This is a genomic window from Aquabacter sp., assembly GCF_965279295.1.
Classification (GTDB): domain Bacteria; phylum Pseudomonadota; class Alphaproteobacteria; order Rhizobiales; family Xanthobacteraceae; genus Aquabacter.
In genome coordinates this window covers 399,519-419,550 of record NZ_CBDIHQ010000016.1, presented here as the reverse complement: position 1 = coordinate 419,550, position 20,032 = coordinate 399,519, and the positions used below count along the sequence as shown (strand labels likewise).

Sequence of the window (20,032 nt, the reverse complement as noted above, 5' to 3'; positions counted from 1 at the left end):
GGAATCCGCGGTTGATTGGGATCATAGCCGGCCTTCCGCCTGATATGAGCGCGGAGAAGCCTGAACTCGGTGGTTACTTTATCGAGCTCCCACCTTGCTCGTCTGAAAAACTCGAGGTCGTCAGATGTCCACGACATGAAATGCGTCCGGTGATGACAAAGCCGGACAGCAGAGTATCAGAAATAAATCCTAGGTCAATATTCCTAATTAATCCTCACCCCTTCCTCACCCGCCCCTTCGCGCCTTTCGGCCATTTCACCGGCCAGGAGACGATCTGGTCCACCAGCTCAAACAGGCCGAACGCCCCTTCGAGCCCGGCCACCCGTCCGCGCACCGAGATGCCGGCGGTATGGACGGTTTCGGGGGAGCCGGAGACCAGGGGGTGCCACCAGGGCAGGTCCTTGCCGTCCGCGACCAGGCGATAGCCGCAGGTCGGGGGAAGCCAGGAGATGGTGTCGACGGCCTCAGGGGTGAGGCGCACGCAGTCCGGCACCTTCGCTTGACGGTTCTCGTAATCGCCGCAGCGGCAGGCCCCCACGTCGAGCAGGCGGCAGGCGACGTCGGTGTAGGCGATGGCGCTGGTGTCTTCGTCCTCCAGCTTCACGAGGCAGCAGCGCCCGCAGCCGTCGCACAGGCTCTCCCATTCCGGGGCGGTCATCTCGGACAGGGTCTTGCGACGCCAGAAGGGAAGGTCGGACATAAGCTTTCCTAAACCGCGATCACGATGGCGGGAAGTGCGCCCTCTCGCCGGGTGACGTGTGACAGGCTATATGTGGACCTGAACCGGCCCTGCCGCGTTTTTGCCCCGGTGCGCGTCCATGGACATGCCCGGCTTCCGAAGCATGAGACCGGCCGGCACTGTGAGCGAGAGCGAGCCCCCCCTGTCCGAGGCACCCCGGCCTAAAAGCCGGCTGCGCAATGCGTGGCTGGACGCGGACGCACGCATCGACAGCACCCTGTACCGGGCCGGCACCTTCATCGCCCGCGTGGCGTCGTCCTATTCCGCCTTCATGGAACGCTTCTCGCTCTCCGGCTGGCGGCGCTTTCTGGTGGGCATGGGCTCGGAGGGCTTCACCCTCGGCACGGTGGGCGCCATCGCTTTGCTCGCCCTCGCCCTGCCGGCGTTCCGCGAGACCTCGGACGATTGGCTGAAGCGCACCGAACTCGCCGTCACTTTCCTGGACCGCTACGGCAATGTGCTGGGCGAGCGCGGGGTGAAGCAGAACGACACGGTGCCGCTGGAGGACTTCCCCGATTATCTCTTGAAGGCCGTTCTCGCCACCGAGGACCGGCGCTTCTACGAGCATTTCGGCATCGACGTCGCAGGCACCATGCGCGCAGTGGTGACCAATGCGCGGGCCGGCGGGGTGCGCCAGGGCGGTTCTTCGCTCTCCCAGCAGTTGGCCAAGAACCTGTTCCTCTCCAATGAGCGGACCATCGAGCGCAAGGTCAAGGAAGCCTTCCTCGCGCTCTGGCTGGAAAGCCGGCTGACCAAGAGCCAGATCTTCAAGCTCTATCTCGACCGCGCCTACCTCGGCGGCGGCGCCTACGGGGTCGATGCGGCGGCGAAATATTATTTCGGCAAGTCGGTGCGGGAAGTGAACCTCGCAGAAGCCGCCATGCTGGCGGGCCTGTTCAAGGCGCCGACCAAATTCGCGCCCCACGTCAACCTGCCGGCCGCCCGCTCGCGCGCCTCCACGGTGCTCGACAATCTGGTGGATGCCGGCTTCATGACCGAGGGTCAGGTGTTCGGCGCGCGGCGCAATCCCGCCACCCCGATCGACCGGCGCGACATGGCGGTGCCGGACTATTATCTCGACTACGCCTTCTTGGAGGTTCGCAAGCTGGTCGAGAACCTGCCCAAAAGCGTCAGCGAGCGCAGCTTCCTGGTGCGCACCGGCCTTGATCCCAACATCCAGAAGGTGGCGGAGGCGGCGCTCGACCAGTCGCTGCGCCAGTTCGGCAAGGATTATAAGGCGAGCCAGGGCGCCATCGTCATCATGGAACCCAACGGTACGGTGCGCGCCATGGTGGGCGGGCGCGACTATGGCGAGAGCCAGTTCAACCGCGCCACCGATGCGCTGCGCCAGCCCGGGTCCTCCTTCAAGCCGTTCGTCTACACGGTCGCCCTGATGAACGGCTACAAGCCCAACACCATCGTCCAGGACGCGCCGATTTGCCTCGGCAACTGGTGCCCGCAGAATTACGGCCGCAGCTACATGGGCTCCATTACCCTCACGACCGCCCTTCAGCATTCGCTGAACACGGTGGCGGTGCGGCTGGCGGAGCGGTTCGGCCGCGCCAAGATCATCGAGCTGGCCCACAAGATGGGCATCTCCTCCACCCTCACCCCCAGCGCGCCCCTGCCGCTCGGCGCCGCCGAGGTGACGGTGGTGGATATGGTCACGGCCTATTCGGTGTTCGCGAACGGCGGCAAGAGCGTCTATCCCCATGCGGTGGTGGAAATGCGCATCGCCAACGGCGATGTGCTCTGGCGGTTCGACCGCGACGCACCCCGCCCGGTGCAGGTGATCCCGCCCTCGGTCATCGACATGATCAACCCCATGCTGAACAACGTGATCGAGAACGGCACCGGGCGCCGGGCGCGGCTGCCCAACGTCAAGGTCGCAGGCAAGACCGGCACCACGAATGCCTATCGTGACGCCTGGTTCATGGCGTTCACCGGCAATTATGTCGGCGGCGTCTGGTTCGGCAACGACGACTATACCTCGCTCAATCGCATGACCGGCGGCACCCTGCCGGCGATGACGTGGCAGAAGGTGATGGCCTATGCCCACCAGGGCATCGAGCCGAAATACATCCCCGGCATCGGCAACCAGCCCGCGCCCAAGCTGGACGAGGCCCCCGCCCCCCTCGATGTTCCCGGTCTCGAATCCACCGAGCGGCCCATCACCCTGTCTCCCCGCGCCGCCGACCGGCTGGGACGCCTGGAGCGCCTGTTCAAGGAGGCCGCGCCCATGCCCGCCACACCGACAGGGCCGACCGCCGCGATTTCCGCCCCTCTCCAGGCAAATTGACCGCAAGCCGTGCGCCTCCTGCCCCTCGCCTTCACGCTTGCGTCCGCCGCCGCCCTCGGTCTCGGCGCGACCTATTTCGCCGTCACCCACTCGCGCGGCATGGATGCGGTGCGGTCGGGCGCGTGGCAAGGCTGGCCCCGCTCCGGCACACCGCAGGCCGACCCCTACGCGCGCGCCGCCTTCAGCCGATCCGGCGAACTGCCGCTGGAACTGGCGGACGGGCTTCTCTTCCTCGCCGCCCAGGACAGTGCCGGCGCCCCGCTGGACGGGCGCTGCGACATCCGTATTGCAGGCAGCCTGCCCCAGGCCCGGATCTGGACCATCACGCTCACCGATGAAGACGGCCACCTCATTCCAAACGAAGCGGAACGGCACGGCTTCACCAGCAACGAACTGGTCTACCGGCCGGACGGGGACATCGACGTGGTGTTCGCCCCGCGCGCGCAGCCGGGCAATTGGGTGCCCTCGGGCGGACGCGGCCGGGTGAAGGTGGCGCTGCGGCTCTATGATGCGCCGTTCAGCTTCTCCTCGGCCACGGGCGAGAGTTCGCAGCTTCCGCGCATCGTCACGGAGCGGTGCCCATGAGCGTTCGCACCAACAGCCCAGGCCGCACGCAACGCGCGTCTTCGCGCTCCCCGTTCTCTTGGTCACGCGTCTCTTGGGGGCCCTTCTTTTGGCGCCGCCGCTCCACGCTGCCCCGCACCGGGCGGGCCCCTGTGTGGCGGCGGCTGCGGCGCGCGATCAGCCGCCTGCCCGCCGCCATGCCGGAGGCGGTGCTGCTGCCGCTCGCCTGCATCGTCGTACTCGCAGGCATCACCCATCTGGTGTCCATACTCGCGATGCCGGATCTGGCGCAGCGCAGCGCCTATCTCCGCCTGTCCGAGATCGCCAAGCCGAACCAGCTCACGCTGCTCCCGGATGCCACGCCCACGGACATGATTTTGCCCATGACCGACCCGGCATTCGTCAGTGCGGTTTGTCTGTATGATCTCTCGGAGCGTCCGCTGCGGGTGCGGGTGCCGGCGACGGCGGACTATACGTCCGTCTCGTTCTACACGGCGGGCGGCGTGCCCTTCTATGCGCTGAGCGATCAGGCGGCGGGGCGCGTGATCGAGTTGGACTTGCTCTCTCCCAACCAGCGGGCGGCTTTGCCCGAGGATGAAGAAATCACCGCAGCCGATCGGCTCGTGGTGGAATCGCCCAAGGAAAAGGGCATCGTCCTGATCCGCGCCTACGCGCGATATGGCGACACGCGGACAACCATCCGCCGCCAACTGGAAGCAGCAAGCTGCACACCCTCCACCTGATAATCAGGGGAGAAGGCGCCGCGGCGTACCCGTCACTGGGCGATTGGTGGCAACAGGCGCCGCTGATACCGCACCGGCCACCGAAGCGCCCGCAACCTCATGCCGCTCGATGCGGATCACTGGAAGAATGAAAATTCGCGCGCAGATCCCTTCCGGTGGCATGCCAGCCGGACGTGAGAACCGCTCAACGGGAAAAGCAACAACCGTGCCCATCACCCTCTCCCTCATATGAGAGCCGTGCGATAAGAACGCTAATGGCACGAATATAGTTTCCTAGAGCTTAAGCCTCGTTTGCGGTGCGGCAATTTAGTCCGCGATCAGATCGATGAAGTGGCGACCCTGGCGGTCCTCGATCTCCACGAACCACAGGTCGGGATCGAACCGCATCTCCTTGACCATGCGCGCCTCGCAGTCCGCCTCGGTGCTTCCGGTGGCGACCAGGACGCGGAAACGGCGGTCGGATGGAAAGGATTCATCGAAATCGCTTTGCGGGGCCGGTCCGTAAAGCGTCGCGAGACCGTCCTGCGTGCTCACCTTGATGAAGACTGTGCCGGCCTCCTCTGCGCCGCGCCGGCGCACGGCCGCGAACGCGCCTGCCCCATTGGCGGTCCGCACGATGGCCGAGACGAAGATCGCGCTCTTGAGCCGCATCAGTTGATCGGCGTCCCGGAAACGGTCGCCAACTCCTGCACCATGCGGTCGCTGAGATCGCCGGTAATGGGCAGGTTGCGATCGCGCTCGAACCGCTGGATGGCGAGGCGGGTCTCCGTGCCCGGCTGTCCGTCAAGCTTGATGGGGCCGTAGCCGAGGCGGGCCAGGGACTTCTGCACCGAAAGCAGCCGCGTGGACGGTGCGGCGGCCTGGACCGTGCCCGGCGGACGCACCGATCCGGTCACGCCTGCATCACCGGGAACATTGGCGGGTGGCGCCATGATCGCCCGCGCCGCAGCGGCGGAGGGCGAGACCGGCACGGCGGGCGCAGCCGCAACCTGAGCAGGCGCCGGGGCGCGGCGAAGCTGCGCCAGCACCGCGTCCGTCGGCTCGCCGGTGGTGGTCTTGAGATGCGCCGCCTGCTCGAACGCGCGGATCGCTGCTTCGGTCTTGGGACCGGTGAGGCCGTCGGCCGTGCCGTCATAAAACCCGCGCCGCGCGAGTTCGCGCTGGATATCGGCGACCATGGGAACCGGGACGCGCGGCGTCGGCAGGGAGGCCGGCGGGACGGGCACGCCCGGTGGCGGCGATACGGCAACGGCCGCTGATTTCTGCGGCGCGGGCGCGGGTTGCGCGGCGGGCGCCGAAGCGCCGACCGAGGCCGGTGCGAAGACCATTGACGGGTTCGCTGGGGCGGACGGCTTGGCCTTGGGCTCCACCGAGACCGAGGTTGCGCCCTTGGTGGCTTGCCGCACGCCGCCGGTCTGGAACATGAAGACGTTGACCAGAACCGCACCGGTGATGGCTACCGCCGCCGCCGCCGCGAACCAGTCTCCGACACGATGCATGGCGTGCGCGGTCGGTGCTTCCACAGGATGGTCCTGCATGCGCGAATAGGCGCGCTGATCGAACTCGATGCTCATGCGCTCCTCCGTCCCGGACCAAAACCGCCGGTCGCCCGCGGCTGGTGGCGGGTGAATGGGGCCACCACGCCGTCCGGCCCGCACAACGGCAGGCCGAGCGTCACCGTCGTGCCGACCCCGAGCACGCTCGCGACCTGGAATTCACCCCGGTGCAGATCCACAAGGCCACGCACCACAGCGAGGCCGAGGCCGCTGCCGGTGCGCCGGCTGTCGATGTCGCCGGCCTGGAAGAAAGGCTCGCCCAGGCGCGCGAGATCGGCCGAGCACATGCCGACGCCGGTGTCGCGCACCTTCAAGACCAGCAAGCCGCCGGAGATGTGGCCCGACACCTCGACCCGCCCGCTGGGCGGCGTGAACTTGACGGCGTTCGACAGCAAATTGAGCACGATCTGCCGCAACGCGCGCTGATCCGCGTTGAGCATCGGCAGGTGCGAGGGCATGCCGGAGGTGAGTTGCACCCCCCGTCGCCCGGCTTCCAGCGCCATCATTTCCAGGCAGCCGTCCACCAGGACATTGGCGTCCAGAGCCTCGCAGGAGAGGTCATAGGCCCCCGCCTCGACCCGCGAGAGATCAAGAATGTCGTTGACCAGCCCCAGCAGGTGCTGCCCGCTCTCGTGGATGATGCGGGCGTAATCGGCGCGGCGCGCCGCATCCATCTGCCCGGTGTCTTCCGACAGAAGTTCGGAGAAGCCGAGGATGGAGTTGAGCGGCGTGCGCAGTTCGTGGCTCATGGCCGCGAGAAAATGGCTCTTGGCGTCATTGGCGCGCTCTGCCTCGGCGCGTGCGGCCGCCTGGCGCTCCGCCTGCGCCTTGGCCTCGCTGACATCGCGCCACCACACACGGACCCGCCCCTCATCCGCCACGCAGATGCGCACCCGCATCCAGGCGAACGCCGGGGCCTCTCCCTGCGCCTCGCAGCGCAGGCGAAGTTCCAGAACACGCTCGCGGCCATCGCCGGCGGACGCCGACAGGGCCGAGAGAAAAGCCGGACGATCCACCACCTGAATGCGCTCGAACAGCCCCTGCCCATCCAGCGTGCCCGCCGGCAGGGCGCCAAGCGGACCGCGCGCGGCTTCCACCGCCAGGGTGTCCCCGGCGCGCCCGTGAAGGCTGACGAGGCTGACTTCCTCGTCGCTGATATCCGGCTCGGCCAAGGCGAGGCGTGCCGCGACGCGGGACAGCCCGCCGGCGACCGCCGCAAGGGCCGCCGCCACAAGCCCGCAGGCCATCAACCAACTGGCATCCGAGGTGGCGCCGGTGACGAGACCGGAGGTTTCCGCCAGGAGCACGGCGCCGCCGCTCCCCGCCGCGATCAGGGCAAGGCCACCCAGCGCCCGCGACGTGCGGCGCGCCACGGCGGACAACTGCTCCGGCGACGCACCGCGCCAGCCGCCTGCGCGACCGTCGAGAAGACCGCCGGCGGCTTTCGCCACCGACAAGGTTTCCGCGCCAATGGAGCCTGCCATCTGCACCTGCCGTTTGGCGCTTGCGCGCCCTCCCTTTGATCTAAGGGGTAGCGTGGCACGGCAGCCTTTAAGCGAACCCTAAGGCGCGAGGCGGAATCCGGCTCCGCAACGATTTCAGAGCACCGCGCGGCGATAAAGATGCCATGTGGCGTGGCCGAGCACCGGCATCACCACGATCAGGCCCAGCAGAAGCGGCACCGCGCCGGCCACCAGCAGGCTGGCGACGATGGCACCCCACGCCAGGACCGGCAGGGGATTTCGCGCCATCACCTCGATGGACGTGGCCATGGCGGTCCAGGCATCCACGTTACGATCCAGCATCAGCGGCACCGAGACCACGCCGATCGCCAGCACCACCAGGGCGAACACGAAGCCCACACCGATGCCCAGCACCATCAGCGCCCATCCCCCCGGCGTGGTGAGCACGGCGCGGGCGAAATCCTGGATCGAGGCGGGGGTCTGCCATCCCATGGTTGCGCCATAGATGACCGCGGCCGCCAACATCCACAGGACATAGATGGCGGCGAGCACCAGCCCGAACTTCACGATCTCGCCGATGGCCGGCGACTTGAAGGCGCGGAACGCGTCGACCCAGTTTACCTCTTCCCCACGGCTGAGGCGCCGGCTCATCTCATAGAGCCCGGTCGCGGCCAACGGTCCGATGAGGGCGAAGCCGGAGACCAGGGGAAACAGCAGCGGCAGCATGTCGTATCCGAACATCAGCCGGCCCAGCACCAGGCCCGCCAGCGGATAGATGATGCCGATGAAGATCACGTCGGTGCGGGCGGTGCGGAAATCGTCGAACCCGCACCTCAGCGCATCCCGGAGATCGCGCAGGTCGATGGTGCGCACCATCGGGCGCGGGGCATCGAACGCGCTGTGCGGGCGGGCGAAGTTGCGCCCGGCGGCACCCACCGCCCGAAAGCCGTGGCTGAATTGCACGAAGGTCCACTCGACGGGGTTCTGAATGGTCATGGCTGTCCTCCCGAACGTTTTTGTCCGGAAACCGCGGCCCAAGACCTGTGCGTCAACTGCAACCGACGACCCAAGGCCCGCCGCAACTCTCCGCTGCCTCAAGTATAAGCCGAATGGCGCGGAAGCGTGAGTTTCCTTTTGCGCGCCATGCGGCAGCGCCAAAAGAGGCTTCTTCCGCCCCGCGTCCTAAGCTAGCCTTGGGGCAGTTGCCGCTATGGCAATCGGGGGGCGCGGGGATGATGGGTTGGACGCGATATGCGATTTGCGCTCTCGGCTGCGCCATGGCGCTGGCCGGCGCGCCGGCGCTCGCAAAAACCATCGCGACGTTCGACGTGCGCGGCTGGAACGCCAGCGTCTTTACCGACGATGACACCGGCGCGTTCAGCAGTTGCGCCGCCACCGCCGAGTATCGCAGCGGCATGGGCCTCGGCTTCCTGATCGGCGACGATTATTCCTGGAGCCTCTCGCTGTTCGATACGCCGACCTCGTTCAAGAAAGGCCAGAACGTCACCGTCGCGTTCCAGATCGATGGCGGCGAAGTCCGCAAGGTGACGGCGAAGGCGATCGAGACGCGTTTCCTTTACGTTCCGCTGGAGGATGACGTGGACCTGTTCGACGAGTTTCGCGGCGGGCGCATGCTGCGGGTCTCGGTGGCCGGCAAGGTCGTCGGCTTCAAGCTGGACGGCACCTCCGCCATGCTCGCGGCGCTGCTCGACTGCGCGAAGAAATACAACGTCCAGGCGCAGGCGAGCGCCTCGGAACCGCCCAAATCCAAGTCCCGCAAGGACTCGTCCGCAAACCGCGACTCCTCCGGCAAGAACGCGCCCGCCTCGCAGGTCACATCAACCGGCAGCGGCTTCTTCGTTTCGGCGGATGGCGCGGTGCTGACCAATGCCCATGTGGTGGAAGGCTGCGAGGACGCCGTGATCGCCGGCTATGGCAAGGCCCGCATCGCCGCCACCGACACCACCAACGATCTGGCGCTCCTGAAGCTCGCCGGCCCGGTCTCCACGACACCCGTGCGCTTCCGGCGCAAGCCGCTGCAATTGGGCGAGACCGCCTATGTCATGGGCTTTCCCCTCGCCGGCCAGCTCGACAACGGCCTGAACTTCACCAGCGGTACCGTTTCCTCCCTCGCCGGGCCGGGCAACGACACCCGCACCCTTCAGTTCACCGCACCGATCCAGGAAGGCAATTCCGGTGGGCCGATCGTCGATTCCGCCGGCCTTCTGGTGGGCGTCACCCAGGCGAAGCTGAACGAAGTCGCGGCCATCAAGGACGGCTCATTCCCGCAGAATGTGAATTTCGGCATCAAGACCGACCTCGCCGCCAACTTCCTGCGCGCGAACAACGTCGATCCCGTCGATGTCATCTCTGCCGACCCGCAGACCCCGGTGGCGGTTGCCCGAGACGGGCGTGCCTATACCGTGCAGGTGAAATGCTCGGTCAAATGAGCCGCCGGTAAGTCTTGCTCTTCGCCAAGTCTTGCCTTTCGCTAAGTCTTGCCCTTGCCGGCCTTGGCGTTCAGCCGGTCGAAATAGGTTTTGGTCACGGCGTCCAACTCGGGGCGCAGCGCGACCGCGCAAGCGACGGTCAGTTCGGCTCCGCACGTTTTCTCAAGCAGGCGCTCGCAGGTAGGTGCGGGATCGTTGCCGCAGACCATCTCGCGGATGACGTTGAAGCGGTCCGCCACGAAAGCCTTGCGCCCACGTTCGACCACGCATTCATCCCCCACATCGTCAGCATCAACATGAAGCGAGATGACGATGCGCGGCTTGCGGCTGGCTGCGCCCTTTTCCGGCGGCTCCAGGGTGCGCTTGAAGATGAGACGTTGAGACTTCGCCACCCCCTCCACACCGGGCAGAACCACCTTCACCCTATCCGCCTGCGCAACATCCAGCGCCGGGGCAACCAATTGCACGCTCACGTCCCGCGGCTGCGCGTCCGTGGTGTCGGGGAATATCAGCGTGGAGAGGGTCTTCGCGCCCGGCGAAATATAATAAGGCGCCCCGGCCGCGCAGGCGATGCTGCGGTCCGCGAGATCGGCCAGCAGCGCGCCAGCCAGCGCCGGGCTGGTTGATAACCCGGCCGCGACCACCAGCGTCGCGCAGGCGAGACGAGCAATAGCTGCCATGAGGTTTCCTGATTTCCGCTCGGTGTTTTCGTACATAACCCGCTCTCAATCGGCGGCGCGGGAGAGAATGCGCTCGGCACGCAGGCGCACCGGCGTATCGACCAGAGCACCGTCCACCTTCACGGCTGATCCGCCGTCCGCGAAGCTTTCCACGACCCGGCGTGCCCAGGCGAGTTCGTCCGGCGCCGGCGCGAAGCCGATGCGCACCGCCGCCACCTGGCGGGGGTGGACACACAGCTTGCCGGCGAAGCCGAGTTCCGCCGCATGAGCGGCATCATCGCGCGCCAATTCTGCATTCTCGACATCGAACGTCACGCCGTCGATCGGGCCGTCCTGCCCGGCGATCCGCGCCGCCAGCACCATCTCCGCGCGGGCGGCGGCGAGCGCAAGGCGGGTGTGGGCGCATCCCAGATCCACCGCATAATCGATGGAGCCGAACGCGAGCCGCGCCACCCCACGGGCACAGGCAATCGCCCGCGCCTCCACCATGCCCCGCACGCTCTCCACCAGGGCAATGAGCGGAAGCCCGTCCAGCGCGACGGCCAGCCGCTCAAGGTCGGCTGCGCTTTCGCACTTGGGAAGAATAACGCCCGCCAGCGGCAGGGTCCGCGCCAGGGCCACGTCCTCCTCATGCCAGGGGGTGCCGATGGCATTGATGCGCAGCAGGAACCGCCCCGCCCCCGTGAGCCCGGCGGCAACGGCGGCGCGTGTCGCGGCCTTCTCGTCGCGGCCGATGGCGTCTTCCAGATCGACGATGACCGCATCCGCTCCCGATGCGACCGCCTTGGCAAATCGCTCCGGCCGGTTGCCCGGCACGAACAGGGCGATCATCCGCCCGGTGCGCAGGTCTTTTGTGGGATCGCGAGAGAGATCGCGGGACATGGACTCACCGTAGAGAGGGCGATCGAGGATCAGGCGGCAACAGGACAAGGACATAGCGCATTTCGCGGTTCCTTGAAGCGCCCCACGCCTGATAGGCATGGGGTCCCGCGCGGCCAGGCGGGCAACGAAACGACGGGAGCAGCGAATGCTTGGCGAGGACGCGCAATCCTTTTCAGAAATCCGCGAGGCGGTTCGCAAGCTGTGCGCGGAATTTCCCGGCGAATACTGGCGCGCTTTAGACCGCGAAGCCGCCTACCCCTCCGCCTTCGTCGATGCCCTCACCAAATCCGGCTTTCTGGCCGCGCTGGTGCCGGAGGCCTATGGCGGCGCCGGCCTGCCGCTTTCCGGCGCCGCCGCGATCCTGGAGGAAATCCAGCGGTCCGGCTGCAATGGCGGGGCCTGCCATGCGCAGATGTACATCATGGGCGCCCTGCTGCGGCATGGCAGCGAGACGCAGAAGGCCGCCTATCTCCCCAAGATCGCCTCGGGCGAGCTGCGGCTCCAGGCATTCGGCGTCACCGAGCCAACCTCCGGCACCGACACCACCGCACTCAAGACCACCGCGCGGCGGGAGGGCGAGACCTATGTGGTGAACGGCCAGAAAATCTGGACCAGCCGCGCCGAGCATTCCGACCTCATGCTGCTGCTCGCCCGCACCACGCCGCGCGAGCAGGTGGCCAAGCGCACCGATGGCCTCTCCATCTTCCTGCTGGACATGCGGGAGGCGCGCGCGGCCGGCGGCCTAACCATCCGCCCCATCCGCACCATGATGAACCACGCCACTACAGAAGTGTTCTTCGACAATGTGCGGGTGCCGGCGGAAAACCTCATCGGCGAGGAGGGCAAGGGCTTCCGCTATGTGCTTTCCGGCATGAATGCCGAGCGCATCCTGATCGGCGCGGAATGCATCGGCGATGCGAAATGGTTCATCGAGAAGGCCACAGCCTATGCCCGCGAGCGGGTGGTGTTCGGCCGCCCCATCGGCCAGAATCAGGGCGTCCAGTTCCCCATCGCCAAGGCCTATGCGCAGATGCGCGCGGCGGAATTGATGGTGCATCACGCGGCAGACCTGTTCGAGGCCGGCAAGGATTGCGGCGCGGAAGCCAATATGGCGAAGATGCTGGCGGCGGAAGCCTCCTGGGCGGCGGGCGAAGCCTGCGTGCAGACCCATGGCGGGTTCGGCTTTGCAGAGGAATATGACGTGGAGCGCAAGTTCCGCGAGACGCGCCTCTATCAGGTGGCGCCGATCTCCACCAACCTCATCCTCAGCCATCTCGCCGAGCATGTGCTCGGCCTGCCCCGCTCCTACTGAGGCAATGCATGTCCCAGCCTCTCGACATCGACCACCTGCGCTCCTGGATCGGCAAGACCGAGACCGCTGACGATCTCGTCACCCCGCGCATGGTGCGGGAGATCCGGCGGGTTGCTGGAATTCAGCCATCCTATCCGCGTCGGCGACACGGTGCGCCGCACCTCGCGCATCGCCGATGTGGTGGTGAAGGAGGGGCGCACCGGCACGCTTTGCTTCGTCACCGTGGAGCATGATTATTCCACCGCGCACGGCTCGGCCGTGAAGGAGCGGCAGGACATCGTCTATCGCGGCGCGGATGCCGCACCGGGCGGTGCCGGCAAGGGGGAAGCGCCGCGCATCGCCGCGTTTACCGAGCGCGTCGCGACATCGCCGGTGCTGCTGTTTCGCTATTCCGCCCTCACCTTCAACGGCCACCGCATCCATTACGACCGCAGCTATTGCATCGAAGAGGAGGGCTATCCCGGCCTCGTGGTGCATGGGCCGTTGCAGGCGACACTCTTGTGCGAATTCGCCGGGCGCCTGATGGGGCGCAGCCCTGCACGCTTCGCGTTCCGCTCGGTGTGCCCGATCTTCGACGGCCCGCCCATGACCCTCAACGCCGTCGCCGATGGGGATGGTTTCGAGTTGTGGACCGCCGATCACGAGGGCCGCGCCTGCATGCTGGCACAGGCCAGCTAGACGCGACGCTCAGGCGTCTTTCCTGCGGCGATAGGCGTGCGGCGGCACGCCGAGGACGCGACGGAACATGCTGGTGAAGGCGCTGGGGCTGGCATAGCCGAGGCGGCGGGCGATCTCGCCGATGCTTTCATCCCGCGCCAGACTGCATAGCGCCTCCGCGAGATGCACCTGCTGGATCCAGTGGCGGAAGTGCAGCCCGGTCTCGCGCGGAAACAGGCGAATCAGGGTGCGCGCGGAGGCCCCCGCGACCTCTGCCCAATCCTCCAGGCTGCGTTGCAGGCCGGGGCTCTCGACGATCGCCTCGCAGATGGTGGTGAGCCTGCGGTCGCGCGGCCAGGGAATCTCGATGGGAATGTTCGGCGCCCGGGTGATTTCCGACAGGATGAGCCGCGCGAGATCGCCGCCGCGCCCGTCGGTGGCGTATTCCACCGGCTCCTCGATCAGCGCCAAAATCAGCTCGCGCAGCAGGCCGCTCACCTCCATCAGCCGGCACGCGGGGCCGAACGCCTCCCCCACCTCCCGCTGGATGTAGATGGTCCGCATGCTGACCCGGCTCATCATCGTCACTTCGTGCTGCACCCAGGAGGGAATCCACAGCGCGCGACGCGGCGGGATGATCCACATGCCCCCCGGCGTGCGCACCCGCATGATGCCCTCCACCGCATAGAGCAACTGCCCGCGCAGATGCTGCTGGGTGGCGATGACATGGCCGTGGGCATAGTCGCGCGAGAGCGCCACGACGGTCGGCGAAGCGAGCTGAAGTTCATCGACGATCGGGCTCGCGCCGGTCTTTGCCATCGGCGAAACCCCACTTGTCACTTAATCGACGGAAACTGTCATTCTCCACCAAGAATGCCAATGTTATGTTTATAACATATAAGCACTGGAGCAATATCCGATGGGCTCTGAGGCAGAAATTATCGCGAAATCGGGGTCGTTTCCGACCCTGCTGCGGGAACGCATCGTTCCTCTCTGGCGGGGCTTCATCGCCGCATTCGACCGCCTGACGGACATCGACCTCGTGATGGCGGCGGAGCGGGCGGCAGCGATGCAGCGGGCCCTGTCGCGTGAAGGACGGCCAAGGCATCGGGGCCTGCCCCGCATGCTCAGCCAGGCCGTCGGTCCACGCATGCCGAAGGGCAGGCTGGACGCATAGCACAGGACGCGCGGGGTCTCGGCCGCCGCACTTATCGAAGCATTGGCAATGAAGGTGGGAAGCTGATGGACTCCAAGATCCTGACCAACAGGCAGGGACATCGCATATTCGACAACCAGAATACGCGCTCGGTCGGCGATAGCGGGCCACTTACGCTCGAGAACTACAATTTCCTGGAGAAGATCGCCCACTTCAACCGCGAGAAGGTGCCCGAACGCGTGGTGCATGCACGCGGCGCCGGTGCCCACGGCTTCTTCGAGGCCTATGGCACCATCGGCGACGAGCCGGCGAGCACCTTCACCCGCGCCAAGCTGTTCCAGAACAAGGGCGCGCTCACCCCGGTGTTTGCGCGCTTCTCCACCGTGGTGGGCGGCGGCCACTCCCCCGAGACCACCCGCGACCCGCGCGGCTTCGCCGTGAAGTTCTATACCGAGGACGGCAATTGGGATCTGGTGGGCAACAACCACCCGGTGTTCTTCATCCGCGACCCGACCAAGTTCCCGGACATGATCCACGCCTCGCGGCCCGACCCGGTAACCAACCGCTTCGACGCGAATCGGCGGTTCGACTTCTTCGGCCAGAGCCCGGAATGCCTTCTGGTGCTGACCATGACCTTCAGCCCGCGCGGCGTGCCCAAGGGCTATCGCTTCATGGAAGGCTTCGGCGTCAACACCTTCAAGCTGGTGAACGCCGAGGGCGAGGCGGTGCTGGTGCGGTTTGCCTGGACCTCCAAGCAGGGCGTGCATGGGCTGACCCATGACGAAGCCTGCGCCACCCAGTCCACCAATCTCTACCACGCCACCGAGGACCTCTATGAGGCGATCGCGCGCGGCGAGTTCCCGGAATGGGAACTGGGCGTGCAGATGATGTCCGACGACGAGCACCCGGAACTGTCGTTCGACCCGCTGGATGCCACCAAGGTGTGGCCGGAAGACCAGTTCCCCCGCCTCCCGGTCGGCCGCATGGTGCTGAATCGGAACCCCGCGAACTATTTCGCGGAAGTTGAGCAGTCCGCCTTCAGCCCCGGCGTGGTGGTGGACGGCATCGACTTCTCCAACGACCGCCTGCTGATCGGCCGGACCTTCGCGTACTCCGACACGCAGCGTTACCGCATCGGCCCGAACTACCTGCAACTGCCCATCAACCGGCCGCATGTGCCGGTCGCCACCAACCAGGGCGCCGGGCCGATGGCCTACCATGTGGATTCCATGGAGGCGGGCGTCGACCAGGGCATCAATTACGAACCGAGCGTCGGCAACGCCCTGCGCGAGGCGCCCCGCACGGCCAAGCCCTATGAGCCGATGGTCCAGGGCCGGGTCCAGAACAAGCCGATCACCCGCCGGGACGATCATGCCCAGGCCGGTGACTATTACCGCGCCATGGAACAGTGGGCGAAAGACGACACGGTGGGCAATTACATCCGCTTCCTCGGCCATGCCCGCCGCGACCTTCAGGAAATCATGCTCGACCATCTCTACAAGATGGACCTCGACCTCGCGCACCAGGTCGCCCGCGGCCTCGGTTTCCCGGTCGAGGAGAGCATCAGCGTCGCGGCCGAATAGGCCGCCAACCCTCCCCTGCACTTGGCCCGCCTGACTTCGGTCATGCGGGCCTTTTTTTTGTTTTGGGGTGGTCTTCGGGGTGCTTCCTCTCCCGCCGGAGTGCTCCCTCCCCCCTTGAGGGGGAGGGCGGGGTGGGGGGTATCTCCCCACTTGGTCTGGCGGGGGTAGTCCTGGCGGCGACATACCCCCCACCCCAACCCTCCCCCTCCAGGGGGGAGGGAGACCTGGATGGGGGGAGGAAGAGAGGGGCGCCTCAGAAGACGGCGCGTTCACAAAAGAGGACGAGGTGGGGGGTACGTCTCCGCTGGAGGCGGTGGTGGATCTGGCGGAGCCATACCCCCCTGACACTCCCCTTGCGAGGGAGGGATACGTTGGCCGCGCGCACTCAGGCGCGGCGGAAGCCGTCGCTCGCGACGAGGAGCTTCGCGGTATAGGCGGCGGTGACGTCGCGCGCGGCGAGCTGGTCGCTGGTCAGGCTCTCCACCACCTTGCCGCCATGCATCACCATGAGGCGGTCGCACATATGCGTCACCACCGCGAGGTCGTGGCTGACCATCAGATAGGTCAGGCCCCGGTCGCGGCGGATCTGGTCGAGCAGGTTCAGCACCTCCGCCTGCACCGAGGCGTCGAGTGCCGACGTCGGCTCGTCCAGCAGCAGAATGGAGGGTTCCAAGATCAGCGCGCGGGCGATGGCGACGCGCTGGCGCTGGCCGCCGGACAATTGGTGGGGATAGCGGTAGCGAAATCGCGCCCCGAGCCCCACCTCTTCCAGCACCCGATGAATGCGGGCATCGCGATTGTCGATGCCGTGAATCGCCAAGGGCTCGGTCAGCGCGCGGTCCACCGTCTGGCGTGGGTGCAGCGAGCCGTACGGGTCCTGGAACACCATCTGCACGTCGCGCCGGAACGCCTTGTCGCGCTTGGCGTCGAGATAGCGATTCTTGAACAGGATGTTGCCGTCGCTCACCGCCGCGAGGCCGGCGATGGCGCGCAGCAGGGTGGATTTGCCCGAGCCTGATTCCCCGACGAGGCCGAAGGCTTCGCCCGGCAGCACCGAGACATTGACCTGATCGAGCGCGGCGAAATCGCCGAACATGACAGTGAGATCGCGGATTTCGATGATCGGCTTCATGCCGCCCACCCCGCCTTGCGGTCCAGCACCGGCAGCGGCTTTGGCCCGCCGATCTTGGGCATGCAGTCGATCAGACCGCGCGTATAGGGATGGGTCGCATCCTCAAGCCGCCCCGCCGACAATTCCTCGACGATGCGCCCGGCATACATCACCAGCACGCGGTCGCAGAAGGACGAGACCAGCCGCAGGTCGTGGGAGATGAAGATCAACCCCATGCCGCGCGTCGCCACCAGCTTGTCGAGAATGGCGAGCACCTCGAGCTGCACCGTCACATCCAGCGCCGAGGTCGGCTCGTCGGCGATCAGCAGTTCCGGGCCGACGATCAGCATCATGGCGATCATGATGCGCTGGCCCATGCCGCCGGAAACTTCGTGCGGGTAGAGATCGAACACCCGGCTGGGGTCGCGGATTTGCACGGCGGCCAGCATGTCGAGCGCCTGTTCCCGCGCCGCCCGCCCGGAAACCTTGGTGTGGGCGCGCAAGGTCTCCACCACCTGCCGGCCCACCGTCATCACCGGGTTCAGCGAGTATTTCGGGTCCTGAAGAATCATCGCCAGCCGGCTGCCGCGCAGCTTGCGGCGCTGGGCCGGCGGACAGTGCAACAGGTCGATGCCGTCGAACTCCAGCCGGGTGGCGGTGATTTCGGCATGGTCCGGCGTCAGGCCCATGATGGCACGCCCGGTCTGGGACTTGCCGGAGCCGGATTCCCCGACGATCCCCAGGCGCTCGCGCCCGAGCGTGAAGGAAATGCCCCGCACCGCCTCGGTCATGCCTGCGCGCGTGGCGAAGCGGACCTTCAGGTCTTCCACATTGAGCAGCGGGCTCATTGGGTATTCCCCTTCGGATCGAGCGCATCACGCAGGCCGTCGCCCACGAGATTGAAGCCCAGGCTGACGATGAGGATGGCAAATCCCGGCATGGCCGCGACCCACCATTGGTCGAGAATGAAGCGCCGGCCCGAGGCGATCATGGCGCCCCATTCCGGCAGCGGCGGCTGCGCCCCCAGGCCGAGAAACCCGAGCCCGGCGGCGGTGAGGATGATGCCGGCCATATCCAGCGTCACCCGCACGATCACCGACGAGATGCACATGGGCATGATGTGCCGGAACACGATGCGCCAGGGCGAGGCACCCATGAGCTGCACGGCGGCGATGTAATCGGAATTGCGCACCGTCAGTGTCTCGGCCCGGGCGATGCGCGCATAGGGCGGCCAGGAGGTGACGGCGATGGCAATGATCGCGTTCTCGATGCCGGGCCCGAGCGCCGCCACCAGCGCCAAGGCCAGCACCAGCTTGGGGAAGGCCAGAAAGATGTCGGTGATGCGCATCAGCACCCCGTCCACCCAGCCGCCGGCATAGCCCGCCACCGTGCCCACCAGCAGCCCCAGCGGTGCGGCGATGATGGCGACCAGCACCACCACCGTCAGCGTCAGGCGCGAGCCGTAGATCAGGCGGGAGAGGATGTCCCGTCCCTGATCGTCGGTGCCCAGCCAGTGGGCCGCGCTGGGCGCCAGCAGGCGCGTGGTCCGCAGGTCGCCGGTGAAGGGCGAATAAGGCGCCAGCACATTGGCGAACACCGCCATGAAGGCGAACAGGATGATGATGATAAGCCCCGCCACCGCGAGGCGGTTGGCGCTGAAGCATCGCCAGGTTTCATGCGCCCGTTCCAGGCGCGCCCGGAACTTGGATTGCGCCCGCTCAGCGGGAGCCCAATCGCGCGCGGTCTCGATCACGTCGCTCATCGTGTCCTCGGGTCCAGCGACCTGTAGAGCAGATCGGACAACAGGTTGATCCCGACAAAAACCGAGCCGACGACCAGCGTGCCGCCAAGCACCGCGTTCATGTCGGCGGTCTGAAGGGAATTGGTGATGTAGAGGCCAAGGCCGGGCCAGGAGAACACCGTCTCCGTCAGCACCGCCCCCTCCAAGAGCACCGCGTAGGACAGCGCGATCACCGTCACCAGCGGCACGGCGGCACTGCGGAGGGCATGCCCCCAGATGATGCGGGTTTCCGACAGGCCCTTGGCCCGTGCGGCGACGATGTATTCCTGCTGAAGCTCCGTCAGCATGAAGCTGCGGGTCATGCGGCAGATATAGGCCATGGAATAATAGCCCAGCAGCGCCGCCGGCAGGGTGATGTGCCCCATGATGCTGGAGAGCGCGCCCCAGTCCCCCTGCACGATGGCGTCGAACACATAGAAGCCGGTCAGGGGCTGGAACGTATATTCATAGGCGACGTCGATGCGCCCCGGCCCGGCCACCCAGCCGAGCTTCGCGTAGAACACCAGAAGGCCGAGCAATCCGAGCCAGAAGATCGGAACAGAGTGACCGACCAGCGCGACCACGCGCACCATCTGGTCCACCATTCGGCCTTTGTACACCGCCCCCATGACGCCCAGCGGAATGCCCAGCAGCGCGCCGATCAGCGTGCCGAGGGTGGCAAGCTCGATGGTGGCGGGAAACACCCGCTTGATGTCGTCCAGCACCGGGCGATTGGTGAGGATGGATTCGCCGAAATCCCCCGCCAGCGCGTTGCGGACATAGATGACGAACTGGGTGGTGACGGGCTTGTTGAGCCCCATCTCCTCGCGCACCCGCTCGATGGTGGCGGAAGAGGCATTGTCGCCCGCCACGAACAGCACGGGGTCCACCGGAATGACCCGGCCGATGAAGAATGTGACTGCGAGCAGCCCGATGAAGGTGGTGGCGACCACCAGGGCGAATTTCCCGATGCCGGAGGCGGCGGTGAGGAACCGGGCGCTTGCGCGCCCAGCCCTGCCTTTTCTCGACAATGTTCTTATGAAACCGGCCGGCATGC

19 protein-coding genes and 1 pseudogene are annotated in these 20,032 nt (G+C 66.6%); 8 read left to right on the top strand and 12 right to left on the bottom strand.

Annotated elements, in window-relative coordinates; translation table 11 throughout:
• Positions 1–214: 214 nt before the first annotated feature.
• Positions 215–700 carry a YcgN family cysteine cluster protein gene (locus ADADO0_RS14385; protein ID WP_511305837.1) on the bottom strand — a complete coding sequence of 162 codons (486 nt, stop codon included), beginning with the start codon at positions 698–700 and terminating at the stop codon, positions 215–217.
• Positions 701–842: 142 nt separating this feature from the next.
• On the opposite strand from ADADO0_RS14385, the gene ADADO0_RS14380 reads away from it, so the two are divergent.
• The 3 genes from ADADO0_RS14380 (at position 843) to ADADO0_RS14370 (ending at position 4,345) form a co-directional block, all read left to right on the top strand.
• Positions 843–3,038, top strand: coding sequence for a transglycosylase domain-containing protein (locus ADADO0_RS14380; protein ID WP_511305917.1), 2,196 nt, complete (start codon positions 843–845; stop codon positions 3,036–3,038).
• Positions 3,039–3,047: 9 nt separating this feature from the next.
• A complete protein-coding gene (locus ADADO0_RS14375; RefSeq protein ID WP_511305836.1) occupies positions 3,048–3,623 on the top strand; it encodes a DUF1214 domain-containing protein in 576 nt (191 codons plus the stop codon).
• A 131-nt stretch (positions 3,624–3,754) separates the two neighbouring features.
• Positions 3,755–4,345: a DUF1254 domain-containing protein gene (locus ADADO0_RS14370; protein WP_511305835.1), complete on the top strand. Its 591-nt coding sequence runs from the start codon at positions 3,755–3,757 to the stop codon at positions 4,343–4,345.
• Positions 4,346–4,651: 306 nt separating this feature from the next.
• Here the strand turns inward: ADADO0_RS14370 and ADADO0_RS14365 are convergent, their stop codons facing one another.
• The 4 genes from ADADO0_RS14365 to ADADO0_RS14350 form a co-directional block, all read right to left on the bottom strand.
• Positions 4,652–4,996 (bottom strand): DUF1491 family protein, encoded by a 345-nt coding sequence (locus ADADO0_RS14365; protein WP_511305834.1) that lies wholly within the window; start codon positions 4,994–4,996, stop codon positions 4,652–4,654.
• Entirely contained in the window at positions 4,996–5,919 is a 924-nt protein-coding gene (locus ADADO0_RS14360) for a peptidoglycan-binding domain-containing protein (RefSeq protein ID WP_511305833.1), read from the bottom strand. Before ADADO0_RS14360 ends, ADADO0_RS14365 begins: the two co-directional genes overlap by 1 nt.
• Positions 5,916–7,385, bottom strand: a complete 1,470-nt coding sequence (locus ADADO0_RS14355; RefSeq protein WP_511305832.1) for a sensor histidine kinase — start codon at positions 7,383–7,385, stop codon at positions 5,916–5,918. Before ADADO0_RS14355 ends, ADADO0_RS14360 begins: the two co-directional genes overlap by 4 nt.
• Positions 7,386–7,499: 114 nt before the next feature.
• Positions 7,500–8,360 carry a DUF2189 domain-containing protein gene (locus ADADO0_RS14350; protein WP_511305831.1) on the bottom strand — a complete coding sequence of 287 codons (861 nt, stop codon included), beginning with the start codon at positions 8,358–8,360 and terminating at the stop codon, positions 7,500–7,502.
• Positions 8,361–8,596: 236 nt separating this feature from the next.
• On the opposite strand from ADADO0_RS14350, the gene ADADO0_RS14345 reads away from it, so the two are divergent.
• The gene (locus tag ADADO0_RS14345) at positions 8,597–9,814 is read left to right on the top strand and encodes a S1C family serine protease (RefSeq protein ID WP_511305830.1); all 1,218 of its coding nucleotides are present in this window, start codon (positions 8,597–8,599) and stop codon (positions 9,812–9,814) included.
• Positions 9,815–9,855: 41 nt separating this feature from the next.
• Here the strand turns inward: ADADO0_RS14345 and ADADO0_RS14340 are convergent, their stop codons facing one another.
• Together ADADO0_RS14340 and ADADO0_RS14335 are read right to left on the bottom strand one after the other, a co-directional pair.
• Entirely contained in the window at positions 9,856–10,494 is a 639-nt protein-coding gene (locus ADADO0_RS14340; RefSeq protein WP_511305829.1) for a hypothetical protein, read from the bottom strand.
• A 45-nt stretch (positions 10,495–10,539) separates the two neighbouring features.
• The gene (locus ADADO0_RS14335) at positions 10,540–11,376 is read right to left on the bottom strand and encodes an HpcH/HpaI aldolase/citrate lyase family protein (RefSeq protein WP_511305828.1); all 837 of its coding nucleotides are present in this window, start codon (positions 11,374–11,376) and stop codon (positions 10,540–10,542) included.
• A gap of 145 nt (positions 11,377–11,521) precedes the next feature.
• Here ADADO0_RS14335 and ADADO0_RS14330 point away from each other — a divergent pair, with 145 nt between their 5' ends.
• Together ADADO0_RS14330 and ADADO0_RS14325 are read left to right on the top strand one after the other, a co-directional pair.
• Positions 11,522–12,688 carry an acyl-CoA dehydrogenase family protein gene (locus ADADO0_RS14330; protein WP_511305827.1) on the top strand — a complete coding sequence of 389 codons (1,167 nt, stop codon included), beginning with the start codon at positions 11,522–11,524 and terminating at the stop codon, positions 12,686–12,688.
• Positions 12,689–12,696: 8 nt separating this feature from the next.
• Positions 12,697–13,366, top strand: a pseudogene (locus tag ADADO0_RS14325) (HTD2 family dehydratase).
• 9 nt (positions 13,367–13,375) lie between these two features.
• On the opposite strand, the gene ADADO0_RS14320 reads toward ADADO0_RS14325, so the two are convergent.
• Positions 13,376–14,164: an AraC family transcriptional regulator gene (locus ADADO0_RS14320; RefSeq protein WP_511305826.1), complete on the bottom strand. Its 789-nt coding sequence runs from the start codon at positions 14,162–14,164 to the stop codon at positions 13,376–13,378.
• A 100-nt stretch (positions 14,165–14,264) separates the two neighbouring features.
• Between ADADO0_RS14320 and ADADO0_RS14315 the strand changes: the two genes are divergently transcribed.
• Together ADADO0_RS14315 and ADADO0_RS14310 are read left to right on the top strand one after the other, a co-directional pair.
• Positions 14,265–14,522 (top strand): hypothetical protein, encoded by a 258-nt coding sequence (locus ADADO0_RS14315; protein WP_511305825.1) that lies wholly within the window; start codon positions 14,265–14,267, stop codon positions 14,520–14,522.
• Between the two features lie 65 nt (positions 14,523–14,587).
• Positions 14,588–16,084: a catalase gene (locus ADADO0_RS14310; protein WP_511305824.1), complete on the top strand. Its 1,497-nt coding sequence runs from the start codon at positions 14,588–14,590 to the stop codon at positions 16,082–16,084.
• Positions 16,085–16,469: 385 nt separating this feature from the next.
• On the opposite strand, the gene ADADO0_RS14305 is transcribed toward ADADO0_RS14310, so the two are convergent.
• Genes ADADO0_RS14305 through ADADO0_RS14290 form a run of 4 tightly spaced genes read right to left on the bottom strand, consistent with a single transcriptional unit; the run spans position 16,470 to position 20,030 of the window.
• Complete coding sequence (locus ADADO0_RS14305) at positions 16,470–17,216, bottom strand: ABC transporter ATP-binding protein (RefSeq protein WP_511305823.1); 747 nt, start codon at positions 17,214–17,216, stop codon at positions 16,470–16,472.
• Positions 17,213–18,043, bottom strand: coding sequence for an ABC transporter ATP-binding protein (locus ADADO0_RS14300; protein WP_511305821.1), 831 nt, complete (start codon positions 18,041–18,043; stop codon positions 17,213–17,215). Before ADADO0_RS14300 ends, ADADO0_RS14305 begins: the two co-directional genes overlap by 4 nt.
• Positions 18,040–18,957, bottom strand: a complete 918-nt coding sequence (gene nikC / locus ADADO0_RS14295; protein WP_511305820.1) for a nickel transporter permease — start codon at positions 18,955–18,957, stop codon at positions 18,040–18,042. The genes ADADO0_RS14300 and nikC overlap by 4 nt, the downstream gene beginning before the upstream one ends.
• Entirely contained in the window at positions 18,954–20,030 is a 1,077-nt protein-coding gene (locus tag ADADO0_RS14290) for an ABC transporter permease (protein WP_511305819.1), read from the bottom strand. Before ADADO0_RS14290 ends, nikC begins: the two co-directional genes overlap by 4 nt.
• Positions 20,031–20,032 lie beyond the last annotated feature (2 nt).